The 16,052-nt window shown below is 61.7% G+C and carries 12 protein-coding genes, 1 tRNA gene and 1 other RNA gene; 2 read left to right on the top strand and 12 right to left on the bottom strand.

The window, feature by feature from the left end; genetic code table 11:
* Nucleotides 1-596: 596 nt before the first annotated feature.
* The 12 genes from JKL45_RS18465 to JKL45_RS18410 form a co-directional block, all read right to left on the bottom strand.
* Nucleotides 597-1,226 carry a histidine phosphatase family protein gene (locus tag JKL45_RS18465; protein ID WP_201863047.1) on the bottom strand — a complete coding sequence of 210 codons (630 nt, stop codon included), beginning with the start codon at nucleotides 1,224-1,226 and terminating at the stop codon, nucleotides 597-599.
* A gap of 55 nt (nucleotides 1,227-1,281) precedes the next feature.
* Nucleotides 1,282-1,950 carry a phosphoglycolate phosphatase gene (gene gph, locus JKL45_RS18460; RefSeq protein WP_201863046.1) on the bottom strand — a complete coding sequence of 223 codons (669 nt, stop codon included), beginning with the start codon at nucleotides 1,948-1,950 and terminating at the stop codon, nucleotides 1,282-1,284.
* A gap of 92 nt (nucleotides 1,951-2,042) precedes the next feature.
* Nucleotides 2,043-3,140, bottom strand: coding sequence for an ABC transporter ATP-binding protein (locus JKL45_RS18455; protein ID WP_201863045.1), 1,098 nt, complete (start codon nucleotides 3,138-3,140; stop codon nucleotides 2,043-2,045).
* Nucleotides 3,141-3,168: 28 nt separating this feature from the next.
* Nucleotides 3,169-4,851, bottom strand: coding sequence for an ABC transporter permease (locus JKL45_RS18450; protein ID WP_246498672.1), 1,683 nt, complete (start codon nucleotides 4,849-4,851; stop codon nucleotides 3,169-3,171).
* A 127-nt stretch (nucleotides 4,852-4,978) separates the two neighbouring features.
* Nucleotides 4,979-6,301: an ABC transporter substrate-binding protein gene (locus JKL45_RS18445; RefSeq protein WP_201863043.1), complete on the bottom strand. Its 1,323-nt coding sequence runs from the start codon at nucleotides 6,299-6,301 to the stop codon at nucleotides 4,979-4,981.
* A 201-nt stretch (nucleotides 6,302-6,502) separates the two neighbouring features.
* A complete protein-coding gene (locus JKL45_RS18440; RefSeq protein WP_201863042.1) occupies nucleotides 6,503-7,852 on the bottom strand; it encodes a sigma-54-dependent transcriptional regulator in 1,350 nt (449 codons plus the stop codon).
* Nucleotides 7,849-9,789, bottom strand: a complete 1,941-nt coding sequence (locus tag JKL45_RS18435; protein WP_246498665.1) for an ATP-binding protein — start codon at nucleotides 9,787-9,789, stop codon at nucleotides 7,849-7,851. The genes JKL45_RS18440 and JKL45_RS18435 overlap by 4 nt, the downstream gene beginning before the upstream one ends.
* Nucleotides 9,753-11,123, bottom strand: coding sequence for an ABC transporter substrate-binding protein (locus tag JKL45_RS18430; RefSeq protein ID WP_201863041.1), 1,371 nt, complete (start codon nucleotides 11,121-11,123; stop codon nucleotides 9,753-9,755). Before JKL45_RS18430 ends, JKL45_RS18435 begins: the two co-directional genes overlap by 37 nt.
* A gap of 521 nt (nucleotides 11,124-11,644) precedes the next feature.
* Complete coding sequence (locus JKL45_RS18425; protein WP_201863040.1) at nucleotides 11,645-12,121, bottom strand: GAF domain-containing protein; 477 nt, start codon at nucleotides 12,119-12,121, stop codon at nucleotides 11,645-11,647.
* A 208-nt stretch (nucleotides 12,122-12,329) separates the two neighbouring features.
* Nucleotides 12,330-13,070 carry a hypothetical protein gene (locus JKL45_RS18420; RefSeq protein WP_201863039.1) on the bottom strand — a complete coding sequence of 247 codons (741 nt, stop codon included), beginning with the start codon at nucleotides 13,068-13,070 and terminating at the stop codon, nucleotides 12,330-12,332.
* A 74-nt stretch (nucleotides 13,071-13,144) separates the two neighbouring features.
* Nucleotides 13,145-13,531, bottom strand: a transfer-messenger RNA (tmRNA) gene (gene ssrA, locus JKL45_RS18415).
* A gap of 211 nt (nucleotides 13,532-13,742) precedes the next feature.
* A tRNA-Glu gene (locus JKL45_RS18410) sits at nucleotides 13,743-13,818 on the bottom strand.
* A 94-nt stretch (nucleotides 13,819-13,912) separates the two neighbouring features.
* Between JKL45_RS18410 and JKL45_RS18405 the strand changes: the two genes are divergently transcribed.
* Both JKL45_RS18405 and rpoH read left to right on the top strand, forming a co-directional pair.
* Nucleotides 13,913-14,908 carry an RluA family pseudouridine synthase gene (locus JKL45_RS18405; RefSeq protein WP_201863038.1) on the top strand — a complete coding sequence of 332 codons (996 nt, stop codon included), beginning with the start codon at nucleotides 13,913-13,915 and terminating at the stop codon, nucleotides 14,906-14,908.
* Nucleotides 14,909-15,095: 187 nt separating this feature from the next.
* A complete protein-coding gene (rpoH, locus tag JKL45_RS18400) occupies nucleotides 15,096-15,986 on the top strand; it encodes an RNA polymerase sigma factor RpoH (RefSeq protein WP_201863037.1) in 891 nt (296 codons plus the stop codon).
* The last annotated feature ends 66 nt before the right edge of the window (nucleotides 15,987-16,052 follow it).

Here is a 16,052-nt window from a genome sequence, read left to right as displayed (position 1 = left end):
ATTAGCCCTATCCAAAGCGGGGGTCGCTGCGCAGGATTCCGGGTTAGGCCGTCACTTTGCTCAACTTGACCGCCATTATGGCTGATGAGCTCCGACCAAAGCCAGCGTTTCCTCGAAGAGATGAACCGCGGCCCGCCCCACCGACAGGCGACGGGGAACTCTGTCAGAATCCCCGGCAACCCATCTCCCTCCCCGGCCCGGCCGCATCTGGGCGAACAGCTCACATAGCGCCCGACCCTGCCTGCTTCGGGTAAGCACCGTTGCCGTGAACTTCCCGGACATGATCTCGGCGTTAGCTAGGCGCTGGGATTAGCTGAGGGAAAGCCTGCGCTGGGTCAGGCAGGGAAATTCGTTCACTGACAGGAACGTCCGGTGTTTCTATTCAAAGCCGATGTTCGGCCGACATCTGGGAAGTGCCATACCCGAACATTGGTCGATACTCCGGGAGGCTTGCTGGTTAGCGGCAATTGCTGTCCACCCAATGACGCCGAGGTGGCGCACGTCAAGGCACCCCCGGACGAAGACCGGGTGATGGGATCGTCCAAATATCCGGACGCGGAGGAGGCAAGGGTCGGCATCTGGCCCGCAACCGTCCGCTAGACAGGAGCGTGATCCAGGCCTGACGTTCTCAAGTCGTCCGGTGACGGAGTTATATTGAATGCCACAAGACGTGCGCCGGGCCATTGCGCCGCGCGATTGATATCGAAGATCGTGATGGCCGCTGGTGCAATGGGCGACAGGTTGGATGGCGTTAAACCTACCAACACGTCGCAGGCGGCCCGGACCACCCCCTCATGGGCGACGATGACCACGTCACCCTCGGACCGGTTGACGGCGTCATTGATCGCTGCGCCGACGCGCTCGCGGAACGGCTTCCACCCTTCACCGCCCGACGGCGTGTAGGATCCAAGCCGCCAGTCGCGGTAGGCGCACCGGTTGGATGCTTCGATCTCCTCGATCCATCGTCCAGTCCAGTCGCCGAGATCCATCTCGCGCAGGCGCTCGTCGGTTGCGAAATCGGTAAAACCGAGAAGCTCAGCCGTATGGCGAGCCCGGCTCAGATCGGACGACATGACGAGACCAGGGGCCGGCCCGTCCTCGAAGAACTTGGCCGCGCGCCGGGCCTGCTCGATGCCGCGTGGCGACAGGGGAGCGTCTGCATGACCCTGCAGACGGCGCTCCGCGTTCCACACAGTCTCGCCGTGACGCATCAGGATGAGTCTCATAGATCATGTTTCCAGGATGAAAATTCTGCCGCTCGACCGCGCCTTTTTCGGTATTTCACGTGGCAGCGTCGTTCGCCACGATGGGCAGCAGCTCGGACATGGTGTCGATCAGGCGCTCCGCGCCCAGTTCCGCGTGAGGCTTGTGGCTGTAGCCATAGGTCACCGCGAAGGCGCGCACGCCGGCTGCCCGGGCGGCCTGCACATCATGGTAGTTGTCGCCGATCATGAGTGCTGCTTCAGGAGCCACGCCTAGACGCTTCAGCGCTGCATGGATCGGAGCCGGATGCGGTTTGCGCTCGGGAAGGGTGTCACCCCCGACAATGACATCGAAATAGGCCCGCAGGTTGAGCGCCTCCAGGATCTCGATGGTAGCCGCGTAGGGCTTGTTGGTGACGACCGCCAACGGAATCCCAAGCTCCCGCAGACCGGACAGCGTCTCCACGACGCCTGGATAGGCCTCGGTATGGCGAGACGCATTGGCCTCGTAGATCTGCAGGAAGCGGACCACGAGCGTAGGAAGGCGCGACAGATCCCCTCCCGTCGCCGAGACAGCACGCTCCACGAGCTTGGGAGCGCCGTCGCCGATCATGGACTTGACTTCGTCGAGATCGATCTGTCGGAGCCCCTCCTCCGACAGAAGGACGTTCACCGCGTCCCGGAGGTCGCGTGCGCTGTCGACGAGGGTTCCGTCCAGATCGAAGATGATGGCTTTAAGGGAAGGCATGCGGTCAGTACTAACTCTTGCGGAACGGAGTGCCAACGGCGGAAGGGAGAGCATTTCTTCCGCTTGAGGGCGATGCCGTGCGATGGGGCGCCTCAGGCAGCGAGCCAGAGGGCTGAGCGTAGGGACAGGCTGATCTCCACGGAGGTGCCTGGCTGGTGGAGCGTCTCTCCCGAATGGAAAGGCGTGTCGATGGAGACCTCCGCGGCACCGATCCTCACGACATAACGCAGCGTGGAGCCAAGGAATTCACTGTGCACGATGGTGCCCGGCAGCAGGACATCGCCCGCACCGTGCCCAGCCAGGGATGCATGCTGCGGTCGGAAGACGAGCTTGGCCCCCTCCGGCACGACAACCTGAGCCGGGATCGGTAGGCGAACGCCGCCATCGATGTCGAAAAACCGCTCACCGCCCTCGCGCACCACGCGGCCCGGCAGGATATTCGCCGTGCCAAGGAAGTTCGCCACGAACAAATTGGCAGGTTTTTCATAGAGCTCCATGGGCGTGCCGACCTGCTGCACGATTCCGTCGTTCATAACGGCGATCCTGTCGCAGATCGTGTTGGCCTCCTCCTGGTCATGGGTGACGAAGATCGTTGTGAGGCCAAGCCGCTGCTGCAGATCGCGCAGTTCCCGCCGCACCTGAACGCGCATCTTGGCGTCCAGATTCGACAGGGGCTCATCGAGAAGCAGAACCTTTGGCTCGATGGCAATGGTACGGGCTACCGCGACACGCTGCTGCTGGCCACCTGAGAGCTGCGACGGACGCCGGTCGGCGAGGTGCGCGAGCCCGACGAGTTCCAGAGCGGCCGCGACGCGCCTTTCGATCTCGGCCCGTGAAACCTTTCGCTCCTCGAGACCAAACGCAACGTTGCGCCTCACCGTCATGTGGGGCCACAGGGCATAGGATTGGAACACCATGCCCACGTCGCGTTTCCAGGGCGGCAAGCGCGACACGTCCCGGCCACCGACCAGAACCTCGCCGCCATCGGTCTGGTTGAACCCTGCGATCAAGCGCAGCAGAGTGGTCTTTCCGCATCCGGACGGACCGAGGAAGGCGAAGAACTCGCCGGGTCGGATATGCAGGTTGATGCCCTTGAGGACATGGTTTGTGCCGTAGGACAGATCGACATTGCGGATGTCGACATCGACGGCGTTGGTGCCGAGTTCGGAAATGGGGAGAGGCTGGTTCATGGGTTTCGTTTCCTCGGGTCAGACGCAATTAGCGGCTGGCTCCTTTTGCCCTCTGGCTTTTCTCGATGATCATGTGGGACGCGAAGGTGCAAAGAGCGACGAGCAGCACGGCGATGACGCCCAGCGCCGCCCCGGGCCCGCGCCCGGCTGCCGACTGCATGAAGACGTAGAGGCCATAGGCGAGAGGCGCGTCCGCGTTTGACTGGACAAGCATCAGTGTCGCCGAGAGCTCCACAGCAGCGGTTGCGAAGCTTGTGACGAAGCCCGCCAGGATGCCGCCTGCCATGAGCGGTAGCACCACGCGGCGGACCGTGCGCATCTTTGTAGCGCCGAGATTCTCCGCTGCTTCCTCGAGCGAGACCGAAATCTGCTGCAGGGCGGCGTAGCATGCGCGCAGGGCGTAAGGCAGACGCCTGATCGCCAGCGCCAGCACAATCGTGATCCACAGGGTAGCGAGCGGGGTGCCGTCGGGAAGCTGCACCCCATAAAAGGTCCTCAGGTAGCCGATGCCGAGCACGACGCCCGGTATGGCCAGAGCGGCGGTCGCGGCCCAGTCGAGCCATTCGCGGCCGATGAGCTTCGTTCTCAGGACCAGATAAGCGATAGCGGTGCCAAGAACCACATCGATCAAACCCGCGATGGAGGCATAGAGGAGGGTGTTCTTGACGTACACGAAGCTCTCGCCGAACACGCGGCCGTAATGCGCCAGGGTGAAGGCATCCGGCAGCGGGCTGAAGGACCATATGGTCGCAAAGGAAAGCAGCAGCAGCCCGATATGGGGTGCCAGCACAAGCAGCAAGATAAGCAGAACGGCCGCATAGGCGAGCGCACTTTCCCAAGGCCGCATCGTGCGCTTCGCTAGGCCGCCACCGCCCCGCTGCACCGTGGCGTAATCCTTGCCGCGCATGGCGCGGGCGGAAATCCACATGGCCAGGATCGACATGCAGATCAGCACGACGGAGATCACGTATCCCATTGGGTCGGCGATGCCGATGGAGGTGACACGCAGGTAGGCCTGCGGCGCCAGCATGTCCTTGACGTTCAGGAGCAGCGGTGTCGCGAGATCGTCGAAGACCTTGACGAAGACGAGCGAAGCGCCGGCGATATAGCCCGGCATGGCAAGCGGGAAGACGATGCGGCGGAACAGCCGGAACCCGGAGCTGCCGAGATTCTGCGCCGCCTCTTCCATCGATCGGTCGATATTGCGCAGAGCCGTCGAGAGATTGATGAGGATAAACGGGAAGTAATGCACGGCCTGAACGAAGATGACCCCGTTCAGTCCCTCCATGAAGGGAATTTTGATGCCAAACCACTCATCCAGAAGCAGGTTTACCGTGCCGTTCCGGCCGAACAGCAGCAGCATGGCGACCGCGCCGACGAACGGCGGCATGATCAAAGGCAGAAAGCCCAGTGTCTGGATCAGCATTGCGCCGCGAAATTCGAACCGCGTGGTGATGTAGGCGAGTGGAAGAGCGAAAATCGACGCGACGACCACAGACATCGCGGATACATAAACCGAATTCCAGAACGAGCGGATGAACAGATCTGTTCGGGCGAAGTCGAGGAAATTGACCAGGGTGAACTCGCCCGTTCCCTTCTCCGTAAAGGCGACATAGATCACCGTTCCGACAGGCACGATGAGGAACAGTACGAGGAAGACAGTAATCCCCAGTGCGAGGGCGATCTGCCCCGGCGTCGCCGACAATCGCATGAACCTGGAAGACACGGACGGCGCATGCGCTCGCCCGGCGGTCGTGGCGCCAGCCATGGACGCTCTCCTAAAATACGAAAAGGGCTTGTGCGGGCGGCTCGCTTACGCCAGCCGCCCGCCGGAACGATTAGCGTGCGAGCTTCAGGGCCTGCTCGGCCTTGGCCTGTGCCTGCTGGTAACGCTCCTTGGCGAACGCGGCCCATTGTTGCTCAAGCTCGGCCTGGCGAGCCCCCTTCTCCTTGCCGCCCGTGAAGGCGCCGGCGACCTCGGGCGATGAAGCCTGCTGCTCGGTGACCGGCACGGCGGCTACGAGGCCACGAGCCTCCTTCACCAGAGCCTTGGCATCCGCGTTGTCCTTCTTGGCAATCGCGGCCTCGGCGTCGTGGATGGCCTTGGTCGCCGCCTTGAGCGCGTCGAGTTGGAACGTCACGGTTTGGTCGTAGAGGACGTCGACCACGTTCGTGCGCTTCTCCGACACGTCCACGTCGAACTTCACCCGCGACCCCAGGGACGGATCCTTGAAGGGGTTCGGATAATCCGCCGGAGCCTTGGCGTAGACTGCCGGGTTCACGGGCAAGCGGCGGATGCTTGGCTCGAGCAGCACTTCCTGCCCAGCGGGAGAGACGAGGTAGTCGACAAAGGCCTCGGCCCCAGCCTTGTTGGGAGCATTGGCAACCACAGCGACATTCGCCGGAACGATTGTTGTCACAGTCGGATAGACGAACTTCACCGGGAAGCCAGAAGCCTGGGCCGAGAAGGCGAAGAAGTCGATCACGATGCCGAAGCCGACCTGCCCCGAATTGACCGCCTCCGGCACGCCGAAGGAACGCTCCGTGATCTGGCGGAAGTTTCCGGACACTTCCTTGAGCGTGCGCCACCCCTGCTCCCAGCCCTCGCCCTGCAGAATCGTCTCAATGGTGAGGTGCGTCGTACCTGAGCGCGAGGGCGCTGCCATGGCGACGTGATCGAAGTAGACGGGCTTGGCGAGATCCTGCCAATCCTTGGGTTCAGGCAGCTTGTTCGCTTTGGCGTAGCGGTCGTTCCACATGATGCCGTAGCCGGATGCCGCGAAGCCGGAATACAAATTCTCGGGGTCGTTGATCGGATAGGAGCCGATCTTGTCCGGAATGCCCTCGGCCTTCGGCTTATGCTTCTGAAGCAGGCTCTTGCTCTTCAGAACTTCGAAGGCGTCCGGGGCAGAGGCCCAGAAGATATCGACTTGGTTGTTGGCTTTCGTTTCCTCGAGGAACTTCACGCCCGCGTTCGTGTTGCGATTCTGGACATCCAGGGTCACACCCGGGTGTGCCTTCTCGAAAGCCTGCTTGAACGGATCGGTCACATCCTTGGAAAACGAGGTTACGACGGTGACCTTGCCGGACTGGGCGAAGGCAGCCCCTGTAAACAGGGCGGTTCCGATCAATGCCGCCGCGGCGACGGAATGGCGAAGCATCAGTTTCCTCCAACTTGCTGGCTCTTGACTTGGGTCCGCGCGAGGGCGGCCGTAAAGCCTTATGCAACAATCGTGCCAAACTTGGCCCAATCACAGTACCATTGTTCTAAGAAAGGATTTCCAGGCGCAACTCCCGAACGGGCAGCCGATTTGGGAAAGGACGGTAACCTCCCTCCAGCCCCATGGGTCAGATGGGTAACATCAGACTTCGATCTCACCCGTCTGACCGAGATCGTACTTCTTCATTTTAAGATAAAGGGTCTTGCGGGTGATCCCGAGTGCCTCTGCAGTTGTGCCGATGCGGCCGGCGAAGCGCACGAGGGCTTCCTCAATGACGCGGCGTTCGGCGACCTCCATCTGCTGTTCGAGGCTCAGCGCACTAGGAGGGCTCAGGCCCACCTGAGGCAGATCGTCCTCATCGAGACCGAGGAGGTATCGCTCGGCAGCGTTCCGCAGCTCGCGCACGTTTCCAAGCCATTGCTGCTGCTGGAGCCGTTCTAGGAAGGACGGTTCGAGCGATGGCGCCGCCCTCGCCTGCCGGGCAGCCGCGAGATGGAGGAAATGACTGAAAAGCACTGGCACATCATCCCGCCGCTCGCGGAGCGGCGGAAGGCGAACCGTGACGACGTTCAATCGATAGACCAAGTCCTCGCGGAATGCGCCCTTGCCTGCCAGTTCGGTAAGATCCGCCTTGGTGGCGGCTATAACGCGGATGTCGACCGGGATCTCCTTGTTCGACCCAAGGCGTTCGATGGTTCGTTCCTGGAGTACCCGCAGCAGCCGGATTTGCGCCGTCAAAGGCATGGACTCGATCTCGTCGAGAAAGAGCGTGCCGCCACTCGCATGCTCGATCTTGCCGATCCGCCGCTCGCGGGCTCCGGTGAAGGAACCGGGCTCGTGACCGAAGAGTTCGCTCTCGATCATGGTTTCCGGCATCGCGCCGCAATTGACCGCTACGAACCGCCCCTTCCGTCGGCTTCCAAAATCATGGAGAGCGCGGGCGGCGACCTCCTTGCCCGTGCCCGTCTCGCCGAGAAGAAGCACGTCGGCCTCGGCCTCCGCGAGTGTTCCAAGGATGCGCCGCAGCCGTTCGATGGCGGTGGAGCGCCCGACGAGCCGGCTGACGATGGAATCCTGATCCGCGGTTCCTGCCCGGAGAGCCCGGTTTTCGAGAATGAGGCTGCGGTGTGCGAATGCGCGCCTGACCGTCTCGACGAGCCGCACGGGATCGGCCGGCTTCTCGATGAAATCCCAGGCGCCGGCTCGAACCGCCTTAATGGCCATCGGCACATCGCCGTGGCCGGTCACGAGGACCACCGGGATCTCTGGGTCGATTGCGCGGACGGCGTCGAGGAGGCCGAAGCCGTCGAGCCCAGGCATCCGAACATCGCTCACGACAACGGCCCGGAGATCCGGCGACAGGATGTCGATGCCTGCCTTGGCAGAGCCAACCGCAGTGACGTTGAAGTCATCGAGTTCCAGCGTCTGCCGGTAGGCGTCGAGCACTTCCTGGTCGTCGTCCACCAGGACGACCTTCGGCTTCGCACTCATGCCTCGCTCGCCGCCAAATCGATCACGAAGGTCGTTCCCGTCGGTCCTGTCGTCGCCAAGATCAAGTCTCCTCCAAAATCCTTCACGATGTTGTACGACATGGACAGTCCGAGTCCGAGCCCCAGACCAGCAGGCTTGGTGGTGAAGAACGGGTCGAAGATGGCGCTGCGGTGCTGCTCTGCGATGCCCCGCCCGTTGTCGGTGACCGCCAGGCGGATACGACCTTCCCTGGCTTCGGCGGCAATGTCGATGCGACGGTCCGTCTGGCCTTCGACCACGTCGAGCGCATTCGAAATCAGATTGACGATCACCTGCTCCAGCCTGACCTCCTCAGCCAGTACCTTGAGGGAAGCATCCGGAAAGTTCATCCGCACCGCGACCTTCTCCGCATCGATACGCTGCTCGAATAGGCTTAAGCCGCCCTCGACGGCGGCGCGCAGATCGACTGCTTCGAGAGCTGCGGCCGGGCGGCGGGCGAAGCGCTTGAGATGCTTGATCAGCTCCGCCATCCGGGTCGTCAGTCCCTGGATCCGATCGAAGCTGGCCCCTGCTTCCTCCGGGCGCCCGCGCTGGAGCAGCACGGCGCCGTTGTATGCGTGCGAGCGGATTGCCGCGAGAGGTTGATTGAGCTCATGGCTGATGCCTGCAGACATCTGGCCGAGCGCAGCGAGCTTGGCGGCCTGGACCAAGTCGTCCCGGGTTTGTCTGAAGACGGCAAGCGCCTTGGCGAGATCGCCGAGTTCGTCATCGGTTGGAGGCGGCAGGACCGGCATCGTGGGGCCACTCGCAATGGTCGTCGCCGCCAAAGTCAGCCCTTGGAGACGCACGACGAGGTTCCTTCGGACATAGAACCAGCCGATCGCGATCGTGATGGCGAGTGACGTGACGGCGATTGCCAGAAGGAGATTGCGCCCGATCGCGATGGCATCGGCGGAACGCTCCGCCGCCCTTCGAGCAATCGCTTCCGTACGATTGACCTCCTGAGACACAAGTATACCGAGCTGGGTGACAAGGCGTCTGTTCTCGGCAAGAAGCGCCTGCCCATCAGCGATGGCTTCGAGTTCTGCCCGCTTCAAGGCAGCGAGCCCGGATGCCGGATCGGAGACGGCCAGGAGGCGTGTCGCGATCTGGCCGATGGTGATCGTATCTGTCCAGCTGGCGAGCGCCTTGGTTTCCAGGTCAAACTGATCCGTCATCTCACCGAGGAAGTTGCTCGTTTCCCGAAGGTCCTCGACCGTCGGCACGGTTCCAAGCCGGCCCAGTAGCCCCACGATCAGGTTGGCATAGGCATTGATGGTTAAGAGGGACTCGCTCTTGCGGCTCTCCTCCAACAGAGTCTTTCGTCCTGCCTCGGCTGCCTCGCCAGGTGCGACCCTGCCGATAGCCGATTCCATGTTGAAGCGGGCGTCGTCGATGAGCGGCTCGATCTCTTCAATCAGATCGGCCTGCAGCCATCGCAATTCCTCACTGATCGCACGCGCGCGTTCATGCAGGGGAAAGCGCCGGTCGGCCACCCGGTCGATGGCATTGAGGTTAGCCTCAATGCCATTTGTCACGACGAGAAGATCAGGCGAAAGTGAATGCTCGTCGTTCCGCTCGTTGAGGACGGCGCGGAGCACGGACACACGTTCGACGAGCGTCTTGCGAATTCTGTCATAGGCTTCCCGGCGCTCCGCGACCGCCAGATCGGGCGTGCTGGCGATCACGTTCGCGCCTGCCTCCGCCAGGCGGGCGGAGAACGCGAGGGCCGGAAGGTGAGCTGTCGCCACGGAATTCAGCTCTTCGCTGAGGCGGGCATAGGACAGCCAGCCCACGATGCATGCGCCGACCGCGAGCCCGCCCACTCCGAGGAAGGCGATGATGAGGCGTCCGCCGATCCCGAGGCGCATCCGCCGGATCATCATGGCCTTGAGGCCTCTGGGCCCTGAGCGTCCCATTCGGCCGCGCCCAATCTTGCGGCTGCATCGGTCAGCGCTTGCGCCGCCCGTCGCATGTTCTCATCGATCCGGGCTTTGATGTGGGCTTCGAGCCGGGCCTGGGGCTCGGGTGTGGGAAGCCCACGCCGTACCCGAACGAGGTCCTTCCAGCGCTCCAGCTCCATGGCCTCCGTGCCATTCAGGGGCGGCCGCGTCAGGGCGCCGCGCGCATCGCTCACCAGCTTTGCCAGATCCGTGTCGGAGCGCTCCGACAGGGCCGCTTCCATCGCCCGCACGGATCGCCACATGCGCCCCAAGTCCGATCTGCGAAAAGTGATCATCTCATCGAAGATGATGTTGACCAGCTCGTAGCGGGCGGCCGAGAGCCCCGCATCGAACAACCCCCTGGCAAACAAACTGTCATGTTGGAAGGGGTTGCCATCCGTCGACCCATCGGTCGGATAGACAGAGGGAGAGATCGGCAGCCGCGCGACCGCAGGGTCCAGCAGAAGAGCCTGCCCGTCTGGCGACAATACGAAATCGATGAAGCGTTCGGCACCCTCCCGATTGGCCGCATCGGTCAGGATTGCGATGCTGGCGGGTACGAACAGCGTCTCTTCGGGGAGGGCGAAGCGGGTGGTCGCCCCCTCGGGCATGCCTTCGGGCTTTGCTAGAAAGTCGATTGAGGGCCCGACCCCGAAACGCCCTCGGGCAACACCCGCCGAAACGCCGAAGCTTCGCGCCGTGACGGTCGCGAGATTGCCGCCAATCTCGGACCAGATGCCCCACCCACGGTCCCACCCGTAGACTTGGAGAATGGCCTCGACCATGAGGTGCATCGTGCCCGACCGAGACGGGGAGCTGATGCCGATGTGCCCGGCATAGATGGGCGCCGCGAGATCGCTCCAGCCCTTAGGCACGGGCAGTTCCCGCTCCTTGAGATAGTCGGGATTGTACACGAACCCGTAGCCCGACAGGGCGAAGCCGAGATACATCAGGTCCGGATCGTTTACCGGATAGCCCGCGATAAGGTCCGGAGCGCCCGTAGGGCGCGGCTTCAGCTCCGTCAGGCGGCCTACCCTCTTCAGAATCTCGAAGGCATCCGGCGCCGACGCCCAGAATATGTCCGCTTTGTGCCTGTCGCCAACGATGTCTGCCAGCGCCGTCGTCGTCTTGCGCTGCACGAACTCAATGAGAATCGCGGGATGGCGCTTTGTGAAGGCTCTCTGGAACGGCTCGAGAAACTGCGGTGGGAAAGACGTGAGAACGCGCACCTTTTCAGCCGCGATGGCAGTCCCGATGAAGACTGTGGGAGCGAGCAATGCAGCAAGACATATGAAAAAGGTTCGAAGCATGAACAGATGCGGCGTCCAAGGGTAGCGACATCATAGGCCGAAGGCAGACAAGACGATCAAGTCATTCTTTACGCCCTTAGCCTGTTCATTGTGGGAGAATCTGTGGGTCAGAGCGATCAGACCCGCCTTCTTCATAGGTTCGTTGAGGTTCTTCCCAACCAGGAACGCCTATCTCCCCTGAGGAGCCGACCAAGTCACTGATTTAACGCTCGGAAAGGATGCTGCTTGCGGGGTAAGCTATTGTTTCGAGGCAGGCCGCCCGAACCCGTATCCAAGTTCCACTATGGGTCATCCTCTGCCGGTCCCCTGCCCTTTACGAACGTCCGCTCTGGTTGAGTTAGCTGTCCTCAGCCAAACGTCTCAAATCTGCCCTGAGCGATCGCCCAGGTGCCGCGGCTCTAACGGGCTCCATTAGTTTCGACAAAGTCCACTCGCCCCGTCTCCCGAATAAGTTCTTTCAGGCTACTTTATGCGACTGGTTGCGCACGAATAGCACGATGCGCCTCGTCTCAGGTGTTTGGCTATAGAAGTACGGGCAGAATCTGCCTTGCGATAAGCATAGCCTTTTTAACGTGTCTCTCTTCGTAAACACCTTCTCTATCGAGCAGGTTCACCGTACCAAGCATTGTCCCTCCGAAGACAATAGGCAGGTTCATCACACACCCGAGGCCGAGGTCAGTGATCGTCTTGTGGTCAGGAAAGAGGGGGGCAAACTCCGCCGGAGTCTTGGCAAGAAATGGTTGCATGTCACCGCGGACGCGCTGCGTATAAGCATTTGGCAACACAGGCTTGCGCCCGCCGACTGGATAGACATCTGTGTTGGTGGAATATACTCGCTCCACTTCAAGACCATCTGACAGCATGCGAGTTACGGTATAAAGGCGGTATCCGACCGCTTTAGCAAAAGCTTCGCCCGCTGCTTGTATAGTAGCAATCGGCTGATCTGGCGCCGCCCAGGCTCGTTGCACGTCCAAAGCAATCTGAATTGTGTCCGGCATCAGGTCGTCCTAGAGGGTTGTCGCTGCTAGCTGGAGATGCTGCTCGTCGAGCATCGATGAGCGACAACAGCATTCTGTTCTACATCGAGCTTGGCATTAAGTGTACTTTACTGGATGTGCACTATCAACATGCGCTCATCTCTGGTGCGTCTCGCCGGGTCGATGATCCCATTAGCTGTAACGGTCAACTGACCCGGCTCGCAGCTGTTTATCGTTCAACCACAAGCTCGATGAAGGGCTCAAGGCTGGAATAGGGTAAGGTAAACTTCTCGCCTCGGAACAGCATCGGCACGTCCTGATCACCTGCGAAACCAGACGTGAGCTTGCTGCGAACCGTGAAGGTCTCGCCCGCCATCACAGACCCCCACGCTTCATCAAGATGGTCGATCATGCCGAGCTCGTTCAGCTTCGCGTCGACAGTCTGCTTCCGAGCGTGTGATGGCAATTGACGGAGGCTGCTCTCGATATCGTCACGCATGGCAGCATATGCGGGATTACGAACCTTGTAGCGAAGCTCCGTATCCTGCGTGAAGTGCCACACGGAACCAATCACCATCTGTTGCTGCTTGGTGAGCGGCTTCTTCTCCGGCTTCTCGATCTTCTTTGCCGTCTTGGCGCGGGCAGGAGCTTCAGCAGGCTGAACATCGGCGATCAGTGCCCATTTGTTCGACCACTCCACCGCTCGATAGTCACCTTTCGTGAGGCGATCAGTAAAATCCAGAATGTCCTGATCAATGGGGCGTTTGCCACCGCTGGCCTCGAAGTAACGCAGCCGCATCTCGTCGGGCAGTAGCAGATAGAAGTTGTCGCTCTTGACGTCTACGTCGAAGATATCGGTGACCTTCACGACTTGGTTCCGGGTGGATGGGGCCTCGATGCCGTTACCCCTGGGGTAGACCATTGTTCCTTTTGGAACCCGGATGTAGCCGTCCACCTGCATCTCTGACATCTGTTCTTCGTCTCTCTTTTGTGGGGTAGCGTGAGTGGAAAAGGCCAAGGGTTAGAAATGGGAACGGCACCCGAAGGTGCCGTTTCTGTTGCTAGGCTTTCCCGAGCCCCGGATCGTTACGCCGCGAGGCGCACTGCACCCATGTCAACGTTATCGTTGGCATTTATGAGTTTTGCACTGTCAAGGCCGTAGCTCAGCCTAACCGCAGCCTAGCCTTTATTGCGCCCAGTCGAACCCATGTCGCCCCCATCACAAACACACCGGGGCAGCGGCATGACCTCAACGAAAGGCCATTCCGCTCAAAACCCGTCTTGCGGTACCTAGACGGCCGGTGTGCTTGTGGTGGAGGCGGCGGGAATCGAACCCGCGTCCTAAACGCCTATTCCACTCTGCCTCTACGATCATAGTCAGGCGAACCTGACACCTGTGATATAGACACTCAAAAGCACAATATCCAGTCGCAAAGCAGAAGATCTTATCTGGCGGGGCGGCATAAAGCCTTTTTGGCCAACAATGTTGCCTGTATTCTTGTCTCTCGTTGTATGACTGAAATCAGGCTGGGCTGACGACTTTCAAAGGGAGCCGTCCCACTGACGCATCCACGCTCGTCCGGCGGAGTTCAGAGACATATATTTCTCGACCTGAGCCACAATCGAGCTAAATGCTTGATTGTGGCGCTCCCTAGGGGACTCGAACCCCTGTTTTCGCCGTGAGAGGGCGACGTCCTAGACCGCTAGACGAAGGGAGCTAGCAAGGTGGAGGCCGCTCGTATAACCACCCTTCTGATTTGCTTCAAGCCCTTTTGCTGAAAAAAGCAAAGGCCAGCCGGAAATGAGGATGCGGTGGACGCGACGTGGCACGAATGGACGTTGGAGGATGGGCTTGCGCCCGAGCGGCTCGATCGCGTGTTGGCGCGGCTGCAGGGAAACCTGTCGCGCAGTCGGCTCCAGGCGCTGATCCGAGAGGGCCAGGTCACCGTCGACGGCGCGCCAGTGCTGGATTCCAACCGCAAGGTGGCCGGCGGCGTGCGTATCGGACTGACCGTGCCGCCGCCCGTGCCGGCGGAGCCCGCCGGCGAGGCGATGGCGCTCAGCATCGTCTATGAGGACGATGACGTGATCGTCATCGACAAGCCGCCCGGCCTCGTGGTCCATCCGGGAGCGGGACACGATTCCGGCACCCTGGTGAATGCGCTCATCGCCCATTGCGGCGAGAGCCTGTCGGGGATCGGCGGGGTGAAGCGGCCGGGCATCGTGCACCGTCTCGACAAGGACACGTCGGGCCTGCTGGTTGTGGCCAAGAACGATGTCGCCCATCAGGCCCTCTCGGCGCAGTTCGCCGATCACGGCCGCACGGGCCCTCTGGAACGGGCCTATCTGGCCATCGTCTGGGGCGTGCCCGAGCGTCGGCGCGGAACCGTGGAGGCGGCGCTCGCCCGCTCCACCCACAACCGCGAGAAGATCGTCGTGGTGGGCGAGGAGCGCGGCCGCTATGCCATCACCCATTACGAGCTCCTGGAGGCCCTGTCCCCTGCACAGCCCCTGGCGAGCCTCGTCCGGTGCGAGCTGGAGACGGGGCGCACGCACCAGATCCGGGTCCACATGGCCCATCTCGGGCACCCGTTGTTGGGCGATGCAACCTATGGGTCGGGCTTCAAGACGAAGGCGAACCGCCTTTCGGAGCAGTCGCGGGAGGCGCTCACGGCGCTGGGCCGGCAGGCCCTGCACGCGACGATTCTCGGCTTTGAACATCCGCGCAGCGGCGAGTTCCTGCGCTTCGAGAGCCCCCTTCCGGCCGATCTGGTGGCGCTTCTCGAGGCCCTGCGAGCGGAAATTTAGCGTCAATGGGTCGCAAAATTCAGCCACGCTGGCACCCTTGCGACCCTGAAGCGTTCACCACGTCTTGAAGCCTGACGCCTCTATTCTGACAGGGTTGAACCGCTTATAGTGTGAATCAAGGCGGCCAGCCATGGAGGGGGCCGCCTCAGGCTTGCCTCATGGTGAGGGAGCCAAAGGAGGAGAAGACATGGCTGCAGCGCTTCCAGTGCTTGCCAATGAAGGAGGCCTTTCGCGCTATCTCGACGAGATCCGTCGCTTCCCCATGCTCGAGCCGCATGAGGAATACATGCTCGCCAAAAGCTGGCGTGAGCATGGAGATCGCGAAGCCGCCCACAAGCTCGTTACATCCCACCTGCGCCTGGTCGCCAAGATCGCCATGGGCTATCGCGGCTATGGCCTGCCGATCGGCGAAGTGGTGTCGGAGGGCAATGTCGGCCTGATGCAGGCCGTCAAGCGCTTCGAGCCCGACAAGGGCTTCCGCCTCGCCACCTATGCCATGTGGTGGATCAAGGCGGCGATTCAAGAATACATCCTGCGGTCCTGGTCCCTCGTGAAGATGGGCACCACGGCGAACCAGAAGAAGCTGTTCTTCAACCTGCGCAAGGCGAAGGGCCGCATCTCGGCGTTCGAGGAAGGCGACCTGCACCCCGACAACGTCAAGCGGATCGCCACCCAGCTCGGCGTGACCGAGCAGGACGTGGTGGACATGAACCGCCGGCTCGGCGGCGACTCCTCCCTCAACGCTCCCCTGCGTGACGAAGGCGAAGGCGGCGGCGAGTGGCAGGACTGGCTCGTCGATCAGGGCCAGAGCCAGGAGCAGGTTCTCGTCGAGGAAGAGGAAGGCCAGAACCGGCTCAAGGCCCTGCGTAATGCGCTGTCTGTCCTCAACCCGCGCGAGCGCCGCATCTTCGAGGCGCGGCGCCTCTCGGACGACCCGATCACCCTGGAGGAGCTCTCCACCGAGTTCGGCGTCTCCCGCGAGCGTGTACGCCAGATCGAGGTGCGCGCCTTCGAGAAGATCCAGGATGCGGTCAGGAAGAACCTGACCCAGATCGAGACCTCGTCGGCCGAGGCTTAAGCGTTCATAAGACAAATCCAACAAAAAGCCGCGCATCGAGCGCGGCTTTTTTTAATGTCCGATGCT

Source organism: Microvirga soli (assembly GCF_016734765.1).
Classification (GTDB): Bacteria; Pseudomonadota; Alphaproteobacteria; order Rhizobiales; family Beijerinckiaceae; genus Microvirga; species Microvirga soli.
The sequence above is the reverse complement of the archived record's forward strand: the minus strand, read 5'-3'. Positions and strand labels throughout refer to the sequence as shown.